At 71.2% G+C, this 19,426-nt stretch carries 16 protein-coding genes; 10 read left to right on the top strand and 6 right to left on the bottom strand.

Annotated features, from left to right (window positions below):
- Positions 1 to 75: 75 nt before the first annotated feature.
- The 5 genes from IEY87_RS09785 to iolC all read right to left on the bottom strand — a co-directional run bounded on the left by IEY87_RS09785 (position 76) and on the right by iolC (position 5,682).
- Positions 76 to 1,083, bottom strand: a complete 1,008-nt coding sequence (locus tag IEY87_RS09785) for an AI-2E family transporter (RefSeq protein WP_189138243.1) — start codon at positions 1,081 to 1,083, stop codon at positions 76 to 78.
- Positions 1,084 to 1,164: 81 nt separating this feature from the next.
- Positions 1,165 to 3,006: a 3D-(3,5/4)-trihydroxycyclohexane-1,2-dione acylhydrolase (decyclizing) gene (iolD, locus tag IEY87_RS09780; protein WP_189138242.1), complete on the bottom strand. Its 1,842-nt coding sequence runs from the start codon at positions 3,004 to 3,006 to the stop codon at positions 1,165 to 1,167.
- A complete protein-coding gene (iolB, locus tag IEY87_RS09775) occupies positions 3,003 to 3,842 on the bottom strand; it encodes a 5-deoxy-glucuronate isomerase (protein ID WP_189138241.1) in 840 nt (279 codons plus the stop codon). Before iolB ends, iolD begins: the two co-directional genes overlap by 4 nt.
- Complete coding sequence (locus IEY87_RS09770; protein WP_225278260.1) at positions 3,839 to 4,744, bottom strand: Cgl0159 family (beta/alpha)8-fold protein; 906 nt, start codon at positions 4,742 to 4,744, stop codon at positions 3,839 to 3,841. The genes iolB and IEY87_RS09770 overlap by 4 nt, the downstream gene beginning before the upstream one ends.
- The gene (iolC, locus tag IEY87_RS09765; RefSeq protein ID WP_225278259.1) at positions 4,741 to 5,682 is read right to left on the bottom strand and encodes a 5-dehydro-2-deoxygluconokinase; all 942 of its coding nucleotides are present in this window, start codon (positions 5,680 to 5,682) and stop codon (positions 4,741 to 4,743) included. Before iolC ends, IEY87_RS09770 begins: the two co-directional genes overlap by 4 nt.
- 111 nt (positions 5,683 to 5,793) lie before the next feature.
- Between iolC and IEY87_RS09760 the strand changes: the two genes are divergently transcribed.
- From IEY87_RS09760 to IEY87_RS09725, 8 genes are read left to right on the top strand one after another with little or no spacing between them, the layout of a single operon-like run.
- Positions 5,794 to 7,194, top strand: a complete 1,401-nt coding sequence (locus IEY87_RS09760) for an extracellular solute-binding protein (RefSeq protein ID WP_189138239.1) — start codon at positions 5,794 to 5,796, stop codon at positions 7,192 to 7,194.
- The gene (locus IEY87_RS09755) at positions 7,169 to 8,101 is read left to right on the top strand and encodes a carbohydrate ABC transporter permease (RefSeq protein ID WP_225278258.1); all 933 of its coding nucleotides are present in this window, start codon (positions 7,169 to 7,171) and stop codon (positions 8,099 to 8,101) included. The genes IEY87_RS09760 and IEY87_RS09755 overlap by 26 nt, the downstream gene beginning before the upstream one ends.
- Entirely contained in the window at positions 8,098 to 8,916 is an 819-nt protein-coding gene (locus IEY87_RS09750) for a carbohydrate ABC transporter permease (protein WP_189138238.1), read from the top strand. Before IEY87_RS09755 ends, IEY87_RS09750 begins: the two co-directional genes overlap by 4 nt.
- Before the next feature lies 1 nt (position 8,917).
- Complete coding sequence (locus IEY87_RS09745) at positions 8,918 to 9,988, top strand: ABC transporter ATP-binding protein (RefSeq protein WP_189138237.1); 1,071 nt, start codon at positions 8,918 to 8,920, stop codon at positions 9,986 to 9,988.
- Positions 9,985 to 11,172, top strand: a complete 1,188-nt coding sequence (locus tag IEY87_RS09740) for a CehA/McbA family metallohydrolase (RefSeq protein ID WP_189138236.1) — start codon at positions 9,985 to 9,987, stop codon at positions 11,170 to 11,172. Before IEY87_RS09745 ends, IEY87_RS09740 begins: the two co-directional genes overlap by 4 nt.
- Positions 11,163 to 12,056 (top strand): TIM barrel protein, encoded by an 894-nt coding sequence (locus tag IEY87_RS09735; protein ID WP_189138235.1) that lies wholly within the window; start codon positions 11,163 to 11,165, stop codon positions 12,054 to 12,056. Before IEY87_RS09740 ends, IEY87_RS09735 begins: the two co-directional genes overlap by 10 nt.
- Before the next feature lie 57 nt (positions 12,057 to 12,113).
- A complete protein-coding gene (locus tag IEY87_RS09730; protein WP_189138234.1) occupies positions 12,114 to 13,205 on the top strand; it encodes a Gfo/Idh/MocA family protein in 1,092 nt (363 codons plus the stop codon).
- Positions 13,202 to 15,898 (top strand): glycoside hydrolase family 38 N-terminal domain-containing protein, encoded by a 2,697-nt coding sequence (locus IEY87_RS09725; protein WP_189138233.1) that lies wholly within the window; start codon positions 13,202 to 13,204, stop codon positions 15,896 to 15,898. Before IEY87_RS09730 ends, IEY87_RS09725 begins: the two co-directional genes overlap by 4 nt.
- Before the next feature lie 197 nt (positions 15,899 to 16,095).
- On the opposite strand, the gene IEY87_RS09720 is transcribed toward IEY87_RS09725, so the two are convergent.
- Positions 16,096 to 16,590 (bottom strand): Lrp/AsnC family transcriptional regulator, encoded by a 495-nt coding sequence (locus IEY87_RS09720; protein ID WP_189138232.1) that lies wholly within the window; start codon positions 16,588 to 16,590, stop codon positions 16,096 to 16,098.
- Between the two features lie 263 nt (positions 16,591 to 16,853).
- Here IEY87_RS09720 and IEY87_RS09715 point away from each other — a divergent pair, with 263 nt between their 5' ends.
- On the top strand, positions 16,854 to 18,287 hold the full coding sequence (locus IEY87_RS09715; RefSeq protein ID WP_189138231.1) for a gamma-aminobutyraldehyde dehydrogenase: 1,434 nt from the start codon (positions 16,854 to 16,856) through the stop codon (positions 18,285 to 18,287).
- A 22-nt stretch (positions 18,288 to 18,309) separates the two neighbouring features.
- A complete protein-coding gene (locus IEY87_RS09710; protein WP_189138230.1) occupies positions 18,310 to 19,389 on the top strand; it encodes an ABC transporter ATP-binding protein in 1,080 nt (359 codons plus the stop codon).
- The last annotated feature ends 37 nt before the right edge of the window (positions 19,390 to 19,426 follow it).

Below are 19,426 nucleotides of genomic sequence, written 5' to 3'. Positions count from 1 at the left end.
TCACACGAGCGGTCCTTCAGGGCATCCCGATCAGCCGCGAGCCGATCAGCCGCGCCCCTATCAGCCGCGCCCCCATCAGCCGCGAGCCGGCGTCGACGACCCTCCCGGCGTCTCCTGGCTGAGCAGGGCCACGATCACCGAGGTCACGGGCGCCGCCAGGAAGGCGCCGGCGATGCCGAAGACGACGCTGCCGACCGTGATCGCCACCAGGATCACCGCGCCCGGCAGGTCGAGCGCCTTGCCGTAGATCTGCGGCGCGAGCACATGCCCTTCGAGTTGCTGCACGAGCACGGTCACCCCGACCACGATCAGCGCGATCAGCCACCCCTTGGCCACGAACGCCACCACGGCCGCCAGCAGCCCCGCCAGGAACGCCCCCACCACGGGCAGGAACGCGCCCACCCAGGTCAGCACGGCCAGCGGCAGCGCGATCGGCACCCCGAGGATCCACAGCGCCATCCCGATGAAGAAGGCGTCCACCGCCCCCACGACGGCCACGCCGCGGATGTAGCGGCCGATGACGGAGAACGCCAGCGCGCCGGTGTGCCGCAGCCGCTGCTTGGCCGGGGTCGGGAACAGCCCGGTCAGCCAGTGCCACAGCCGGTCGCCGCCGTGCACGAAGTACACCGCCAGGATGACGGCCAGCACGGCGCCGATGATGATCTCACCCGCGATCCGCACCCCGGTCACCGCGCCCGTGGTGATCTGCTGCTCCCGCTGCGTCAGCCACTGCCTGGCCTGGGCGAGCAGTTGCTCGTCGTCGACGCCGAAGTAGGCGGCGAGCCCGTGGAACTCCTCCAGCACCCGGTCCACGCTGGTCCGCAGCTCGGTCACGCTGGCGACGGTCGGCGGCACGAGCAGCGCGAACAGCCCCACGCCCAGCAGCAGCCCCCCGGCGAAGACGATGAGGGTGGCCGCTCCCCGGCCGTAGCCGCGGCGCACGACCCAGCGGGCAGGAGGGTGCAGCAGCGCGGTGATGAAGATCCCGATGATGATCGACAGCACCACCGTGCCCACGTAGGACAGGCAGTAGAGCACCACCGCGGCGATCCCCACCCACCCGAGCGCCCGCCAAGGCCCCATCCTCGCCCCCCGAGTCTTGCCTGGTCACAGGCTTCCCTCGGGCCGCCCGCGGCAACCTCCGCGGGCGACAAAGGATCATGCTCAGCCGGGCGGGGTCAGGTGCCGGCGACGGTCCTGCCGGGCGGTGTCGTACTCCGTCCTGATGTCCTGGCCCGCCGCGGTGGCGGAGACCTCCGCCACCGGCACGTCCCACCACGCCTGCGACGACGGGCCGTCGATCAGGGGATCGGTCCGTACGTAGATCACCGTGACCGCGGTGGCCGACCGGGCCGCCTCCAGGGCCTTGCGCAGCTCGTCCAGGGTCTCGGGGCGCAGGACGGTGGCGCCGAGGCTGGCGGCGTTGGCCGCCAGGTCCACCGGCAGCGGGGTGCCGTCGCGGTAGGCGTAGGACGTGCCGAGCCGCTCGGCGCCGACGCTCTCCGACAGGCGGCCGATGGAGGCGAAGCCGGAGTTGTCGACCAGCACGACGGTCAGCTTGACGCCTTCGGCGACGGCCGTGACGAGCTCCTGGGCCATCATCAGGTAGGAGCCGTCGCCGACCATGACGAAGACCTCGCGGTGCGGGACGGCCAGCTTGACGCCGAGGCCGCCCGCGATCTCGTAGCCCATGCAGGAGTAGCCGTACTCGACGTGATAGCTGCCGGGGCCGCTGGGCCGCCAGAGTTTGTGCAGGTCGCCGGGCATGGAGCCGGCCGCGCAGAGCACCACCCCGTCGTCGCCGGCGGCCGCGTTGACGGCGCCGATCACGGCGGACTGCGGCAGCGGGCTGCCGTCCAGGGAGTACGCCTCGTCCACGACGGCGTCCCAGGCCCGCGACAGCTCGGCGGCCCGGGAGCGGTAGCCGGCGGAGGTGGCCCAGCCCGCGCAGGCCTGGGCCAGCTCGGACAGGCCCTCACGGGCGTCGGCGACGAGCTGGAGCCCGGAGAGCTTGGCGGCGTCGAAGCCGGTGATGTTGAGGTTGACGAAGGCGGCGCCGTCGGCGAACAGCGTGTGGGAGGCGGTGGTGAAGTCGCTGTAGCGGGTGCCGACGCCGATGATCAGGTCGGCCTCGCGGGCCAGCGCGTTGGCGGCGGTGCTGCCCGTGGCGCCGATCGCGCCCATGGCCATGGGGTGGCCGTGCGGGAGCGCGCCCTTGCCCGCCTGGGTCTCGGCGACCGGGACGCCGAAGGTCTCGGCGAAGGCTCGCAGCTCCTGCGCGGCCTCGCTGTAGATGACGCCGCCGCCGGCCACGATCAGGGGCCGCTCGGCCGTTCTGATCAGCTCGGCGGCTCGGGTCAGGGCGGCCCGCTCGGGGCGCGGCCGGGGGATGTGCCAGACGCGCCTGGCGAACAGCTCCTCCGGCCAGTCCGCCGCCTCGGCCTGCACGTCCTGCGGCAGCGCCAGCGTCACCGCGCCCGTCTCGGCGGGGTCGGTGAGCACCCGCATGGCGGCGAGCAGGGACGCCGGGAGCTGCTCCGGCCGGTTGACGCGGTCCCAGAACCGGGAGACCGGCTTGAAGCAGTCGTTGACCGAGATGTCGTAGGAGCGGGTGTCCTCCAGCTCCTGCAGCACCGGACTGGCGACGCGGGTGGCGAAGATGTCGCCCGGCAGCAGCAGCACGGGCAGCCGGTTGATCGTGGCGCCCGCCGCACCGGTGATCATGTTGGTCGCGCCGGGGCCGATCGAGGTGGTGCAGGCCAGGGTGGACAGCCGGTTGGCGGCCCGCGCGTAGGCGGCGGCGGTGTGCACCATCGCCTGCTCGTTGCGGCTCAGGTGGTAGGGCAGGTCCTCGGTGGTGGTGGCCAGCGCCTGGCCGAGCCCGGCCACGTTGCCGTGGCCGAAGATGCCGAAGACGCCGCCGAAGAGCCGGTGCTCCACGCCGTCGCGCTCGGTGTGCTGGGCGGCCAGGAAGCGCACCACGGCCTGCGCCACCGTCAGCCTCATGTGGTCCTCCCGAAGGGCAGTCGCGGGTCGATCTCCTGGCCGTTCCACGTGGAGCGGATCCAGGCGTGGCGGGGGTCGTCGCAGAAGGCCATCGACCGCTCGCCGGCCGGTCCGGCCAGGACGTTCAGATAGTAGAGGTCGTAGCCGGGGGCGGCCATCGACGGGCCGTGGTAGCCGTAGGGCACCAGCACCACATCACCCGAGGAGACCTCGGCCAGGGTGTCGATCCGGCCGCGCTCGGAGGAGTAGACGCGCTGATAGCCCAGCCCCTGGTCGGCGACCTCGAAGTAGTAGATCTCCTCCAGTTCGGCCTCGCCCGCGCCCGCGGTGTCGTGCTTGTGCGGCGGGTAGGACGACCAGTTGCCGCCGGGGGTGAGCACCTCGACCGCGACGAGCTTGTCGCACGCGAAGGTGTCGGGGGAGGCGAAGTTGTTCACCTGCCTGCTGGCCTGCCCCGCGCCGCGCAGCTCCACGGAGACCTCGGCGGCGGGGACGTACCGGGGCTCCAGGCGCCGGGTGGCGCGGGCCGAGGGCAGCGCGATCCGGCCCGTGCCCTCCAGCACCACCTGCTCAGAAATAGGGATATAGGCGAAATCGGTGGGGCCGTCGAACACCGACGGCCGGCCGGTGAGCTCGAACGTCCGGGAGCCGCAGGTGACGGTGCAGGAGCCCGACAGCGGCAGGACGATCATCTCCTCCTCACCGGTCTCGAAGACGATCGGTGCGCCGGTCAGGTCGGCGATCCGCAGGCCGGAGTAGTCCCACCCGGCCACGGCGGGAGTGATCTCCACCGACCACGGCCCGCCGGCGGCCTTGCCGAACGGAAGGAATGTCATGAGTCAACCTCTCGAACCAGGGCGGCGGCGCCGTCCACGGCGGTGGCGACGTCGTCGTCCGGAGGGTAGAGCAGAGCGCGCCCGATCACGAGCCCCCGCACGCCGGGCAGCCGCAGCGCGCGGCCCCAGTCGGCGTAGGCGGCGGCCACGTCGGGCGGATCGCCGCCGAGCAGCAGCGCGGGCAGCGTGGTCGAGGCCATGACCCGCTCCATCTCGGCCACGGCGGGAATCTTCAGCCAGGTGTAGGCGGAGGTGACGCCGAGCGCCTGGGCGACGCTGATGGAGCGGATGACCGCGTCGGGCGACAGGTCGTTGCGGACCGTGCCGCCTTCCGGCCGGGTCGACCAGAACGGCTCCACCATCGCGATGAGCTGCCTGCGGGCCAGGTCGGTGACCGCCCGCGCGCACGACTCCAGCGTGGTCACGGTGGCGTGGTCGGCCGGGTCGATGCGGCACAGCATCTTGCCGCCGTCCAGGCGCATCTCCTCGATCGAGGCGGCGTCGAAGCCGGTGAACCGGTCGTCCATCTCGAACACCGAGCCCTGCAGCCCGCCCCGGTTCATCGAGCCGAAGGCCAGCTTGCCTTCGAGCGCGCCGAGCAGCAGCAGGTCCTCCAGCACGTCGGCGGAGGCCAGGATGCCGTCCACGCCGGGCCTGGCCAGCGCCACCCGCAGCCGGTCGAGCAGGTCGAAGCGGCTGGCCATGGCCAGCGGACGATCGCGTACGGCCAGCGAGCCGCGCGCCGGGTGGTCCGCGGCGATGATGAGCAGGCGCTCGCCCTCGCCCGGCAGGCCGCGCCGGCGGCGCCGGGCCGCGGCCGCGGCGATCTCACCGGGATTGGTGGCGCGGATGTTCAGGAGTTGCTCGTAGCCGACAGTCCTGGGCAGCGTGAGGTCGCTCACGGACGCACCTCGTTCGGTAGCAGGGCCAGTACCTCGTCCGTGGACGGCATGGCGTCCGCGCAGGCCAGCCGGGCGGCCACGTGCGCGCCCGCCGCGTTGGCGAAGCGCACCGTACGCTCCAGCGGCCAGCCGCGCGCCAGCCCGAGGGCCACCGCACCGCCGAACGCGTCGCCCGCGCCCAGCCCGTTGACCACCTCCACGGTGACCGGCGGGACCACCACGAGCTCGTCCCGGCTCCTGGCCAGGACGCCGTCGGGGCCCATCTTCACGATCGCGATCGCCATGCCCGCGTCCAGCAGCGCCTGAGCCGCCCGCTCCGGGTCACGGGTGCCGACGGCGATCTCCACCTCGTCGAGGTTGCCGACGGCCACGTTGGCGTGGCGGAGCGCCTGGCGCACCTCCCGCCTGGCGGTCTCGGGCGAGCCCCACAGCATGGGCCGGTAGTCCAGGTCGAACACCGTCCAGCCGGACGTACGGGCTGCCAGCGCGGCGGCGTGCGCCGAGCGGCTCGGTTCCTGGCTCAGGCCCGTCCCGGTGAACCAGAAGACCTTCGCCGCCACGATCGCGGGCAGGTCCAGGGACTCGGCCGTGAGGCGCAGGTCGGGTGGATGCTCACCGCGGTAGAAGTAGATCGGGAAGTGGTCGGGCGGGAAGATCTCGCAGAAGGTGACCGGCGTGGGCGGCCCGTCGACGGTGCCCACGAAGCTGTCGTCGACCCCGAAGCCGCGGATCGCCTGCCGCACCCACGCGCCGAAGGGGTCGGCGCCCACGGCGGTGACCACGGCGGAGCGCAGCCCGTGCCGGGCCGCCGCGACCGCGACGTTGGTGGGGCTGCCGCCGAGGAACTTGCCGAAGGTCTCGACTTGGGCCAGGCCTACGCCGGTCTGCAGCGGATAGATGTCGACGCCGCTTCGGCCGATCGTGATCAGGTCGTACAACGCACCTCCAGAGACGGAGCCTTCGCACCCACTATGGCATATTGTCATGACATTCTTATGTCCGCTATGTTGCCTGTTGTGCCGAGGTCGTAGGAAGTGTCGGAGGGTTGCATGGTGTTGCGCAGAAGGCCGATGGGCGTGGCCGCGGTGGTCGCCGCGACCGCGCTGGGACTGGCGGCCTGTGGCTCGGGCGGCGGAGACAGCGGCGGAGGCGGTGGCGAGACCGTCGAGCTGACGATCACCCAGAACGCCATCGCCGGCGGCAAGAACGCCGCGGCGGCCGACCACATCGCCAACTGGATCATTCCCCAGTTCGTAGCGGCCCAGAAGGCGAAGGGGAAGGACGTCTCGGTCAAGTTCCTCCCCAGTGGCGTCGACGACGAGCAGTACAAGACCAAGCTCTCCCTGGACCTGAAGTCAGGCAAGGGCGCGGACGTGATCGACATCGACGGCATCTGGGCCGGCGAGTTCGCCGAGGCCGGCTACATCAAGCCGCTGACGGACGTGGTCGGCCCCGAAGCGGACAGCTGGGAGGGCTGGCAGCAGATCCCCGAGGCCGTCCAGGGCCTGGCCACCTTCCAGGACAAGAAGTACGCGCTGCCCGTCGGCACCGACGGACGCGTCCTCTACTTCAACAAGACGCTGTTCGGCAAGGCCGGGCTGCCCGCGGACTGGCAGCCGAAGAGCTGGCAGGAGATCCTCGACGCCGGCGCCAAGCTGAAGACCTCGGGCGTGCCCGTGCCGATCCAGATCAACGCCGGCACCGCCATGGGCGAGGCCACCTCGATGCAGGGCGTGCTGCCGCTGCTCGCGGGCGCGGGCGGCGAGGTGCAGAAGGACGGCAAGTGGACCGGCGCCTCCCAGCCGCTCAAGGACGCGCTCGGCCTCTACCAGAAGATCTACGGCGGCGGCCTCGGCGACCCCAAGCTCCAGCAGGAGGCCAAGGGCCGGGACAAGTCCTTCCAGCAGTTCGCCGAGGGCAAGATCGGCATCCTGATGGAGGGCGACTACTTCTGGCGCGGCGTCGTCAACCCCAAGGACGGCGTGGCCAAGATGGCCGATCGCGACCAGGTCGTCGGGTACGCCAAGATCCCGGCCATCGAGCCCGGCAAGGGCGTGCGCGGCCAGGACTTCGTCAGCATGTCCGGCGGCGCGCTGCGCACCGTCAACCCGGCCAGCGAGCACCCGAAGGAGGCCTTCGAACTGCTCGCCTTCACCCTCTCGCCCGAGGCGCTGAAGGAGGAGACCAAGGACGGCAACGTGCGGATCACTCCGCGCACCGACGTCAACAAGGAGATCCTCGCCGGTGAGCCGCTGCTGACCTACATCTCCGAAGAGGTGCTCCCGCTGACGGCCTACCGCCCGCCGGTGGCGGTCTACCCGCAGGTGTCGGTGGCGCTGCAGGAGGCCACCGCCGCGGTGGTCGGCGGCACCGCGGCCGACCAGGCGGCGGCCGCGTACCAGAGCAAGCTCGAAGGAATCGTCGGTGGCGCCGGTAACATCGCCTCCTGACCCCGCGAAGGTCACGGACCCGCCCCCCGGCCGCTACAGCTCCGACGCGGCCGGGCTGGGCCGGCTGCGGGCGGGCGCCTTCGTCGCGCCCGCCCTGGCGCTCATCGCCGTGTTCCTGGTGTTCCCGGCGCTCTGGGTCATCTACCTGGGCCTGATGAACTACCGGCTCACCGGCCTGGCCGCCGCCGACCCCAAGTTCGTCGGGCTGGACAACTTCCTCCAGGCGATCAGCGACCCGGGCTTCTGGGACTCCACCTGGCTGACGTTCCAGTTCGTGCTGGGCTCGGCCGTCATCGGCCAGGTGCTGCTCGGCTTCACGATCGCGTGGATGCTGCGCGACTGGCGCGGCCCGCTCAAGCGGATCGTCGAGGGCCTGGTCATCCTGGCCTGGATCCTGCCCAGCGCGGTCGTGTCGTTCCTGTGGGTGGCGCTGCTCGACCGCGACAGCGGCACCCTCAACGCGCTGCTCGGCATCGAAGGCTTCGCCTGGCTGCTCGACCACCCGATGCTGTCCATCATCATCTTCAACACCTGGCGCGGCACCGCGTTCTCGATGATGTTGTACGGCGCGGCGCTCGGCAACGTGCCCCCCTCCCACCTGGAGAGCGCCCGCCTGGCCGGCGCCTCCGGCTGGCAGCAACTGCGCGACGTGGTGTTCCCGCACATCAGAGGGCACATCCTGACCAACCTGCTGCTGATCAGCCTGTGGACGTTCAACGACTTCAGCCCGTTCCTGCTCACCGCGGGCGGTCCCGACGGCAAGTCCGAGGTGCTGGCGGTGCACGTCTACAAGACCGCGCTGCAGAGCGGCGACCTGGGCTACGGCGCGGCCATCTCCACGGTGATCCTGCTGATCAACCTGGTCGTGGCGGTGTTCTACCTGCGGCTGCTCAGGAGCAAGAGATGACGCGGTTCGTCGCCGGCCGGATCGGCGTCTACACGCTGATCGCGGTGCTGCTGGCCTTCTTCACGATCCCGCTGCTGTGGCTGGCCACCGCGCCGTTCACCTCCGACCCCAGCTACGAGGTCCGGCTGCCGGACTTCACCTTCGAGAACTTCCAGATGATCATCGAGCATCCGTACGCGCTCTGGTCGCTGGTCAACTCGCTGGTGCTGTCGATCGGCACCGCCGTGCTCGTCGTGGTGCTGTCGGCCCTGGCGGCCTACGCGCTCAGCCGGGTGCGGCTGCCGGGGCGCGACGCGCTGCTCTACGCGCTGCTGCTGCTGTCCTCGATCATCACCGGCACGGCCGCGATGGTGCCGCTGTTCCAGCTCGCCATCGAGCTCAACCTGATCGACTCGCACACCGGGCTGATCCTCATCCTGAGCGGCGGCCTGCTCCCGGCGGCGATCTTCATGATCAAGGACTTCATGGACACCACGCCGAAGTCCTACGAGGAGTCCGCCCGCGTCTTCGGCGCCTCGCCGCTGCAGATCGTCGCGCACGTGGTCGTCCCCCTGGTACGGCCCGGCCTGGCGACCATCGCGGTGTGGACCGTGGCCAACGTGTGGGGCAACTTCCTGATGCCGTACCTGCTGCTCAGCGATGTCGACAAGCAGCCGGCCGCGGTCATCATGTACACCCTCTACACCGAGGGCGGCCAGGCCAACCTCAAGGTGTTGTCCACGTTCGGCCTGCTCTACTCCATCCCCGTGGTGATCATGTACCTGTTCGTCAGCAAGAAGTACGGCTTCCGCTTCCACGGAGGGATCAAGCGCTGAAATGGCCGCAATCGAACTCAAAGGCCTGACCAAGGTCTATCCCGGTGGCGTGAAGGCGCTCGACTCGCTGGACCTGAGCATCCCCGACGGCGAGTTCTTCGCCCTGCTGGGCCCCTCCGGCTGCGGCAAGACCACCCTGCTGCGGACGATCGCCGGACTGGAGACCGCCACCGGCGGCAACGTCGTCATCGGCGACCGCGACGTCACCGGCGTCCAGCCGGGCGGGCGGGACATCGCCATGGTCTTCCAGGACTACGCCTTGTTCCCGCACATGGACGTCACCGAGAACATCTCCTACCCGCTGCGCATCAAGAAGGTCGCCAAGGCGCAGCGCCAGGCCAAGGCCGGCGAGGTGGGCGCCAGGCTGGGCCTGGAGCAGCTCATGGACCGGCGGCCCGGCCAGCTCTCCGGCGGTCAGCAGCAGCGGGTCGCGCTGGCCCGGGTGATGGCCACCCAGGCCAAGGCGTTCCTGTTCGACGAGCCGCTGTCCAACCTGGACGCCCGGCTCCGGCTGGAGGCGCGCACGTTCCTGAAGAAGCTCCAGCGCGAGCTCGGCGTCACCACCGTCTTCGTCACCCACGACCAGGCCGAGGCGCTGGCCATGGCCGACCGGATGGCGGTGATGGAGGCCGGGCACATCCGCCAGATCGGCACCCCGTCGGAGGTCTTCCAGCGGCCCGCCAACACCTTCGTCGCCTCGTTCATCGGCTCCACGCCGATGAACCTGCTCGACGCCGTCGTCAGGGGTGACACGCTGGAGGTGGCCGGGTGCGAGGTGCCCGTCCCCGCCCTGGCGGCGGGCCTGCTGACCGACGGAGAGAAGATCGTGTACGGCGTCCGTCCCGAATACATGACCTACACCGACGAGCCCGCGGACGGCTCCCTGTCCGGCGAGGTGATCATCGTCGAGAACCTGGGCGCCTCCCACCTGGTGACCCTGGAGGTGGCCGGCGTGCTCGTACAGGCGGTCGTGCCCGAGGGACGGGAGCCGGCGCTCGGCGATCGGGGCCACGCGGTGCCCAGAGGCGACCGGGCGCTGGCCTACCGCGACGGCGAGCTGGTGTCGGCATGAGCGTGATCCGGGGCCACTGGAGCCTGGACGACCGGTTGGAGCGCATCCTGCGCGAGGTGGCGTTCGAGGTGCCCGCGGGCACCGCCGCGGTCACCGTACGGCTGGCCTACGACCGGTCGCAGGGGGTCCTCGACCTTGGCTGCGCCGGGGCGGACGGCTTCCGTGGCTGGTCGGGAGGCGCGCGGGACACGTACACGATCACTGAGGACTGGGCCACGCCCGGCTATCTGCCGGGCGAGCCCGAGCCGGGCGTCTGGAACGTGTGGCTGCGCCTGCACCGGGTGCCCCCGCAGGGGCTCGACTTCACGCTGGAGATCCACACCGAGACCGTGCCGCCGGCCCGGCCGGAGGTGGCGGAGCCGCCGGCCGGGGAGCGCCCGCCGCGCCGGGACATCCCCGACCTCGGCGGTATGCGGTGGTTCGCCGGCGACTTCCACGCGCACACCCTGCACAGCGACGGCTCGCTGACCATCGCCGAGCTCGCCGAGCTGGCCCGGGGGCGCGGCCTGGACTTCCTGGCCGTCACCGACCACAACACCGTCAGCCATCACCCGGAGCTGGCCAAGACCGACCGGGGCATCACGTTGCTGCCCGGCCAGGAGGTCACCACCGACCGGGGCCACGCCAACGTCTTCGGCGACGTCGGCTGGGTGGACTTCCGGCAGCCCGCCGACTCCTGGGTCCGGCACGCCGGGCGCGCGGGCGGGCTGATCTCGATCAACCACCCGCTCGGCGGCGACTGCGCCTGGCTGCAGCCGCTGACCGAGCGGCCCCGCATCGCCGAGGTCTGGCACTCCGGCTGGTGGGACCGGCGCTGGGGCGCGCCCCTGGCCTGGGCCGACGCCTGGCGATCCGACCTCGTCTGGATCGGCGCCAGCGACTTCCACAAGCACGGCTCGGACGGCCTGCCCGGCTCACCCACCACCTGGGTGCTGGCCGAGGACACCGGCTCGGTCCTCGACGCCGTCTCCGCGGGCCGCACCGCGATCTCCGCCGGCCCCGACGCACCGCTGCTCCTCAGGCTGGGCGACGAACTGCTCGCCCTGGACGCCGACGGCCTCATCCTGGTACGCCCCGACGGCGCCCGCCAGGTGATCCGCGGCGACCGGGTGCTGCTCCCCGCCGACCCCGGCCGGCACCGTCTGGAAACCTACGAGAACGAGGTGATGGCGCTATGCGCCTGACCAGTGTCGCCAACGCCCCGGTCAGCTTCGGCGTGTTCGAGCTGAGCGACGGGCCGCCACCGCTGACCGCCGACGAGATGGTGCGCGCGATCGCCGGCGCGGGCTACGAGGGCATCGACCTCGGCCCGATCGGCTATCTCGGCACCAAGGACGACCTGGCCGAGCGGCTGGGCGGGCTGCTGCTCGCCGGTGGCTGGGCCGACCTGCGCTACAGCGACGCCGAGGAGTTCAAGCGGGGGCTGGTCGCGCTCGACGCCACCCTGGAGGTGTTCGCGGCGGCGCCCGCCGCCCCCGAGCACCTGGCGCCCCGGCCGACGCTCGGCTGCTCCGGCTCGCCCGCCCGCTTCGCCCGCCCAGGCGGGAACGCTCCAGGGCTGGAGCCGTCGCAGTGGGCCGGCTACGCCGCCCGGGTCCAGGAGGCCGCCCAGCGCTGCCGCGACGCGGGCTTCGAACCCGCCTTCCACCACCATCTCGGCACCTACGTCGAGACCCCCGAGGACGTCGAACGGCTGCTGGAGCTGACCGACGTGCAGCTCTGTCTCGACACCGGCCACCTCCTGCTGGCCGGCGGCGACCCGGTGCGCGCGCTGCGCGACTGGTCGGCCCGCGTCGGCCACGTGCACGTCAAGGACGGCGACCGGAGCATCCTCGCCCAGGCCATCGCCGACGGCGTGGACCTGCGCGAGCTGATGGGCAGAGGCGGTTTCGCGCCGCTCGGCCAGGGCGAGCTCGACCTGCCCGGCGTGGTCCGCACGCTGGCGGAGATCGACTACCAGGGCTGGGTCATCGTCGAGCAGGACACCCTGCCCGGACGGCGATCAGTTACGCAGAACATCGCCGATCAAGCCGCCAATCGCGAGAAGCTGAGGGCACTCGGACTTTGAACCGGACTTGACGTCGGTTTGGGCCATGCCGGTGAGACCACGCTGGAGGAGTGGGTTGTGAAGATCGCGCTTGTCGGGTGCGGAGCCGTCACGCAGGCGGTGTACGTACCGCTGCTGTCGCGCCGCCGTGATGTGTTCGAGGTGACGGCGGTCTGCGATCTGTCGCAGACGCTCGCCGACACCGTGGCGGACCGGCTGGGCGCGCCCGGCCGCCACACCGACCTCGGCCACCTGCTGGCGGCGGGCGGGTTCGAGGCCGTGCTCATACTGGCCTCCGGCTCCCACGGCGAGCCGGTACGGCAGGCGCTCGCGGCCGGGTACGCCGTGCTGTGCGAGAAGCCGCTGGCGTTGACCCGCGCGGAGGTGGCGGCGCTGCCCGAGGGGCGGCTCATGGTGGGCTACATGAAGCAGTACGACCCCGCCGTCCGCCGGGCCGAGGAGTTGCTGGCCGAGCTGGGCGGGCCGGAGAAGATCCGGTCGATCGAGGTGACCGTGCTGCACCCCAGCGGGGAGTCGCAGCTGGCCTTCGCCAACCTGACCCAGGCCCGCGACGTGGACCCCGGCCTGCTGGCGTCGCTGCGCGAGGCCGAGAGCGGGCTGGTCGCGCAGGCGCTCGGCGCGTCCGCGCCCGAGCGGGTGCGCGCCCTGTACGGGGTGGCGCTCGGTTCTATCTGCCACGACCTGTCGCTGCTGCGGCGCCTGTCCGGCTCGCCCGCCGAGGTGTCGCACGTGGAGACCTGGGGGCCCGCGCCCGGATCCATCGAGATCTCCGGGCCGCTGCGCGCCGGCGGCCGGTTCGAGATCCGCTGGCACTACCTGGAGGACTACCCCGCCTACCGGGAGACCGTGGTCGTCCACCACGATCGCGGCTCGCTGGAGCTGACCTTCCCCTCGCCCTACCTGATGAACGCGCCGACGACGCTGACCGTGGTCTCCCGTGACGACACCGGGGCCGAGAGCCGGAACGAGTGGCGGGACGTGACCGAGGCGTTCGAGGTGCAACTGGACGCCTTCCACGCCTTCGTCACCGAGGGCGTGCCGCCGCGCACCGACGCGGCCGGCGCCCTGGAGGACATCGTCACCGCCCAGCGCATCGCCGCCCGCTATGCCGTACAGCATGACCTGCAGATCGGAGGGGAAGCGGCGTGACCGCAGAGACCACTGAGATCGTCGTCGTCCCGCACACGCACTGGGACCGGGAGTGGTACGAGCCGTTCCAGCGGTTCAGGCTGCGCCTGGTGGCGTTGCTGGACGAGGTGCTGGACACGATGGAGCGCGAGCCCGCCTACCATTTCACCCTCGACGGGCAGCTCGCCTGCGTGGACGACTACCTGGAGGTGCGGCCGGAGAACCGCGACCGCATCGCCGCGCTGGTCGAGTCCGGGCGGCTGGCGGTGGGGCCGTGGCAGATCCTGCTCGACGAGTTCCTCTGCTCGGGCGAGAACATCGTGCGCAACCTGGAGCTGGGCATGGCCCGCGCCGACAAGCTCGGCCGGGCCATGGCGGTCGGCTACCTGCCGGACATGTTCGGGCACACCGCGCAGATGCCGCAGATTCTGCACCGGGCCGGCCTTCTGCACGCCTGCGTCTACCGGGGCGTGCCCTCCTCGGTGACGACCGACGCCTTCGCCTGGGTCGCGCCCGACGGGACGGCGCTGCGCACGCAGTACCTCCCGGCGGGCGGCTACGGCAACGGGGCGCACCTGTTCGAGGACGCGGGGCAGCTCGCCGAGCGCGGGGCCGCCTTCGTCGAGACGATGCGCCGCTGGCACGGTCCCGACGGGCCGCTGCTGGCGATGTACGGCACCGACCACTCGGCCCCGGTGCGCGGGCTGCCGGAGATGGTCTCGCGGCTCGGCGCCCGGATGGACACCCTGTCCGGATACATCGAGGCGCACTCCGGCGACGTGGCGGGGCTGCCCCGGGTGACCGGCGAGCTGCGCTCGCACGCCCGCGCCAACATCCTGCCCGGCGTCATCTCCGTGCGCGCGCACGTCAAGCAGGCCATGGGCCGGGCCGAGCGGATGGTCGAACGCTACGCCGAGCCGCTCGCCACGCTCTGGGGCGACGACTGGCCGGGCCGCTTCCTGGACATGGCCTGGTGGCGGCTGGTCGACGCCAGCGGCCACGACTCGGTGACCGGCTGCGGCGTGGACGAGACGGCCCAGCAGGTGGCCGCCCGTATCGCCGAGGCCGAGCAGCTCGGGCAGGCCGTGCGCGACATGGTCACCGCGAAGCTCGCCGCCGCCGTGCCGTCCGGCGGCGTGCTCGTCGTCAACCCGACGCCCGCCGCCCGGCGCGGCGTGGTGCTGCTCGACGTGGCGGGCGAGGACCCGCTGGTGGACCCGGCCGGCGCCGGGATCCCCGTCCAGCCGCTGGAGTACGCGCCGACGCTGCTGCTCGACGAGGAGATGGACCCGGCCACGGCGCTGACGTTCGTGCACGGCACCGAGCTCTACGGCCAGCACATCACCGGCTGGTCCGTGGCGGACGGGGTGCTGACCTTCGAGGTCGCCCGCGAGTCGTCGGCCGCCTTCAACGTGGGCCAGGTGCGCGGGGCGCTGGACGGCGTGCACCGGGTCCGGATCGTGGCCCAGTCGCGCCGCACCGTGGCCGCCCTCGTCGAGGCGCCGCCGCTCGGCCACACCAGCGTGCGGCCCGCGCCGTACGACAGCGTGACGGAAGCCGCCCAGGGCGCGCCCATCACCGGCGTGCAGGCCGAGGAGCGGGTACTCGACAACGGGCTGCTGCGCGTCGAGGTGGCGCGGGACGGCACCCTGACGCTGACCGGCGCCGACGGGGTCACCCTCACCGGCGCCGGCCGGATCGTCGACGGCGGCGACGTGGGCGACAGCTACAACTACGCGCCGCCGGCCGAGGACAGACTCGTCTCCGAGCCGGAGACGGTCCAGGTGAGCACGGTCTGCACGGGGCCGCTGGTGGCCGCCTTCGACGTGTGGCGCACCTACCGGTGGCCCGGCGCGGGCGACGGGATCGAGGGCACCCCCGAGATCCCGGCCGCGTCCCGGACCGAGGTCAGCGAGGAGATCGCCGTCCGGATGCGGGTCGAGCTGCGCGCGGGCGAGCCGTACGTGCGGCTCACCGTGGAGTTCGACAACCGCTGCGCCGACCACCGGGTGCGGCTGCACGTGCCGCTGCCGCAGCGGACGGCGCTCTCGCACGCCGAAGGGCAGTTCGCGGTCGTCACCCGGGGCCTGACCGCCGAGGGCGGGTGCGGCGAGGAGCCGCTGCCGACCTTCCCGGCGTCGGGCTGGGTGGCCGCCGGGGGAGTGGCGGCGCTGCTGGAGCACGTCACCGAGTACGAGCTGGTGGAGGAGGGCGGCGAGCTGGCGCTCACCCTGCTGCGCTCGATCGGCTACCTGTCGCGCAACCGGCACGCGCTGCGCCCCGAGCCCGCCGGGCCCCAGCTGCCGACCCCGGCCGCCCAGTCACGCGGGCTGCGCTCGGTGAGCCTGGCGCTGATGCCCTACAGCGGGACGTGGTCGCCGGTGCCGCCGGCGGCGGAGACGTTCCGGCACCCCCTGCTCACGGTCGCCGGGACCGGCGCCCCGCACCTGCCGCTGCCCGCGCCGGCCGCCGGCCTGTCGGTGACGGGGGCCGGCGTGGCGCTGACCTCGCTGCGGGTCCGCGACGGCTGGCAGGAGTTGCGGGTCGTGGCGCTGTCGGACAGCGACACCGAGGCGGTCATCGAGGGGACGTTCAACCGGGCCCGCCGCGCGGACCTCCGTGGCCGCCCGGGCGAGGAACTCCCGGTCACCGACGGCGTCCTCCGCCTGCCGCTGGGAGCTTGGGAGATCGCCACCGTGCAAATAGTCAACTGAAAGTAGTGGAGTGGCGGCTATGAGTGATATTCACTCCATGATTACGCCACTCCATGAAGGGCTGGCAGCGCTGGATCCAGCGGGCGTCCTTCGTGGACGCCGTTGAGGAGCTCTTCGCCTGAGAAGGGAGAGCGGGGATCGACGCGTTGAAGATCGATCCCCGCTGCCGATCCGAGCCGCGCTCACCTACGCCTGGGTCAGCGGGTGCCCCAGGAGTAGGTTTGTTTGCGGAGTTTGAGGTAGACGAAGGACTCGGTGGCGCGGACCGCCGGGATGGCGCGGATCTTGCTGAGGATCTCCAGCAGGTGGCGGTCGCCCTCGCACACCACCTCGACGATGACGTCGAAGGACCCGGCCGTGAGCACCACGTAGTCGATCTCGTCGATGGCGGCGAGTTCGTCGGCCACGGCCTCCAGATCGCCCTCGCAGGTGACGCCGATCATGGCCTGGCGGGGGAAGCCGAGCGTGAGCGGGTCGGTGACCGCGACGATCTGCATGACCCCGGCATCCTGCAGTCGCTGCACGCGCTGGCGTACCGCCGCCTCTGACAGCCCCACCGCCTTGCCGATCGCGGCGTAGGGCTTGCGGCCGTCGGACTGGAGTTGTTCGATGATCTGCTTGGCGAGATCGTCGAGAACGAACTGCCCGGGCTCGGCGTCGTTGCTGCGGCGTACGCGCGGCGGCGTCGTCATGCGAAGAACCCTCCTAGCGGTCCGGCGTTACGGGGGCGTTCCCGCTGGATTGCCGTCCTGGTGCGACATGTTGTCAGTTCTGGCCCACCTGTCAAGCGAATTCGTAGCAATTTGGTATCTTCGCCACGAAATCCCTTGTTCGATTGCACTTACTCTGTAAGAGTCGCAAAATCTCAGCCTCACGAGGGGGTCTTCATGACCGAGCTTGTCGAGGTCACCCTTGGACAAAGCATCTTTGGTCATTCGACCGACAGGGAGGGCGCATGACGACCCGTCTGCAGAACTTCATCAACGGTGAGCTCGTGGACGCCAAGAGCGGCCGTTTCTCCGATGTCATTGATCCCTGCACCGGCGAGGCCTATCTCCAGGCCCCCATCTCCGGCGCGGAGGACGTGGACACCGCCTTCGCCGCGGCCGCCGCGGCGTTCGAGTCGTGGGGCCGGACCACCCCCGGCGAGCGGGCGAACCTGCTGCTCAAGGTCGCCGACGCCATCGAGGCACGGGCCGACGAGATCAACGAGGCCGAGTGCCTCAACACCGGCAAGCCGCGCGCCCGCATGGCCGAGGACGAGACCCCGGTCGCGGCCGATCACTTCCGCTTCTTCGCCGGCGCCGCCCGCACCCTGGAGGGCCCGACGGCCGGTGAGTTCCTCGCCGAGCACACCAGCATCATTCGGCACGAGCCGATCGGGGTGATCGGCCAGGTCACGCCGTGGAACTACCCGATGATGATGGCCGTCTGGAAGATCGCCCCGGCGCTGGCGGCCGGCAACACGATCGTGCTCAAGCCGTCCGACACCACCCCCGCCTCCACGGTCAAGCTCGCCGAGATCCTCGGCGAGGTGCTGCCCGCCGGCGTCTTCAACGTCGTCACCGGCGACCGCGAGACCGGCGCCCTGGTGGTGGCCCACCCGACCGCCGCCATGGTGGCGATCACCGGCTCGGTCGGCGCGGGCATGTCGGTGGCCAGGAGCGCCGCCGACGACCTCAAGCGCGTCCACCTGGAGCTCGGCGGCAAGGCCCCCGTCGTGGTGTTCGAGGACGTGAAGAACCTGCGCAAGGCCGCCGAGGACATCGCCGTCGCCGGCTTCTACAACGCGGGCCAGGACTGCACCGCCGCCTGCCGGGTGCTGGTGCACGAGAGCGTGCACGACGAGTTCGTGGCGGCGCTCACCGAGGCGGCCGGGGCCACCGTGACCGGTGACCTGTCCAACGAGGACGCCCTGTACGGGCCGCTCAACAACGACAGCCAGCTCGCCAAGGTCCAGGGCTTCCTCGACCGCGTCCCGGCGCACGCCAAGGTGGTGACCGGCGGTCACCGGATCGGCGACCGGGGCTACTTCTTCGCCCCCACCGTCGTCGACGGCCTCAAGCAGGACGACGAGATGATCCAGGACGAGGTCTTCGGCCCGGTCATCACCGTCCAGACGTTCGCCGACGAGGCCGACGCGCTGGCCAAGGCCAATGACGTTCGCTACGGCCTGAGCGGCTCGGTCTGGACCTCCGATCACGGCCGGGCGATGCGCATGTCGAACCGGCTCGACTTCGGCGTGGTCTGGGTCAACACCCATATCCCGTTCGTGTCGGAGATGCCGCACGGCGGCTTCAAGCACTCGGGCTACGGCAAGGATCTTTCGGTATTCGGCTTGCACGACTACACGAGGGTCAAGCACGTCATGCACTACATCGGCGAATAGCGCACAAAGGGAATCTTCCTGAATGGCCGAGCGAGGTTTGACCGACAGCGCGATCGAACTACAGGACGTCGTCAAGGAGTACGTCTCGCACGGCGAAGTCGTGCAGGCGGTCAAGGGCGTGACGCTGGCGGTCGGTGAGGGAGAGTTCTTCTCCCTCCTCGGCCCGTCGGGGTGCGGCAAGACCACCACCATGCGGATGATCGCGGGCTTCGAGGAGCCGTCCAAGGGTGTGGTCCGGCTGCGCGGCGAGGACGTGACGAACGTCCCGCCCAACAAGCGCGATGTGAACATGGTCTTCCAGTCCTACGCGCTGTTCCCGCACATGAGCGTCTGGGACAACGTGGCGTTCGGGCTGAAGCAGCGCAGAACGCCGCAGGAGGAGATCCGGCGGCGGGTCGGCGAGATGCTGGAGATCGTCGACCTCACGGGCAGGGAGAAACGTCGGCCGCGCGAGCTGTCGGGCGGCCAGCAGCAGCGGGTCGCGCTGGCCCGCGCCCTGGTCAACAGGCCCAGGGCGCTGCTGCTGGACGAGCCGCTCGGCGCGCTCGACCTCAAGCTCCGCCAGGCCATGCAGCTGGAGCTCAAGCGCATCCAGCGCGAGGTCGGCATCACGTTCGTGTACGTGACGCACGACCAGAACGAGGCGCTGACCATGAGCGACAGGATCGCGGTCATGAAGGACGGCCTGGTCGAGCAACTGGCCGGGCCGCGTGAGATCTACGAGAGTCCCGCGACGACGTTCGTGGCGGGGTTCATCGGCACCTCCAACCTGATGGCCGGCACCGCCACCGCGGGCGTCCTGCGGATCGGGGAAGGCCGGGTGCTGGTGCCCCAGCACGACGGCGAGGTCTCGGTGACCGTCAGGCCCGAGAAGATCATCCTGTCCGTGGACGAACCGGACGGCGACCTGAGCGTCGTGCCGGGGACGGTGGCCGAGGTGGTCTACCTGGGCACGTACAACAGCTACACCGTGAGCCTCGCCGACGGGGCCGAGATCACGGTGTTCCAGCAGAACGCGCACGACTCGACGATCACCGCGGAGCGGGGCGACTCCGTCTGGCTGTCGTGGCAGGCGCAGCACTCTTATGTGATGGGAAGTTGATCCATGCCCGGTCCGTACACCCCTGCCCTCATCCGAG

Source organism: Nonomuraea glycinis, from assembly GCF_014646515.1.
Lineage (GTDB): Bacteria > Actinomycetota > Actinomycetes > Streptosporangiales > Streptosporangiaceae > Nonomuraea > Nonomuraea glycinis.
The sequence above is the reverse complement of the archived record's forward strand: the minus strand, read 5'-3'. Positions and strand labels throughout refer to the sequence as shown.

Excerpts from the sequence above, each read along its gene's own strand:
- IEY87_RS09785 (WP_189138243.1), bottom strand. The coding sequence starts at position 1,083 with ATGGGGCCTTGGCGGGCGCTCGGGTGGGTGGGGATCGCCGCGGTGGTG.
- iolD (WP_189138242.1), bottom strand. The coding sequence starts at position 3,006 with ATGAGGCTGACGGTGGCGCAGGCCGTGGTGCGCTTCCTGGCCGCCCAG.
- iolB (WP_189138241.1), bottom strand. The coding sequence starts at position 3,842 with ATGACATTCCTTCCGTTCGGCAAGGCCGCCGGCGGGCCGTGGTCGGTG.
- IEY87_RS09760 (WP_189138239.1), top strand. The coding sequence starts at position 5,794 with ATGGTGTTGCGCAGAAGGCCGATGGGCGTGGCCGCGGTGGTCGCCGCG.
- IEY87_RS09750 (WP_189138238.1), top strand. The coding sequence starts at position 8,098 with ATGACGCGGTTCGTCGCCGGCCGGATCGGCGTCTACACGCTGATCGCG.
- IEY87_RS09745 (WP_189138237.1), top strand. The coding sequence starts at position 8,918 with ATGGCCGCAATCGAACTCAAAGGCCTGACCAAGGTCTATCCCGGTGGC.
- IEY87_RS09740 (WP_189138236.1), top strand. The coding sequence starts at position 9,985 with ATGAGCGTGATCCGGGGCCACTGGAGCCTGGACGACCGGTTGGAGCGC.
- IEY87_RS09735 (WP_189138235.1), top strand. The coding sequence starts at position 11,163 with ATGCGCCTGACCAGTGTCGCCAACGCCCCGGTCAGCTTCGGCGTGTTC.
- IEY87_RS09720 (WP_189138232.1), bottom strand. The coding sequence starts at position 16,590 with ATGACGACGCCGCCGCGCGTACGCCGCAGCAACGACGCCGAGCCCGGG.
- IEY87_RS09715 (WP_189138231.1), top strand. The coding sequence starts at position 16,854 with ATGACGACCCGTCTGCAGAACTTCATCAACGGTGAGCTCGTGGACGCC.
- IEY87_RS09710 (WP_189138230.1), top strand. The coding sequence starts at position 18,310 with ATGGCCGAGCGAGGTTTGACCGACAGCGCGATCGAACTACAGGACGTC.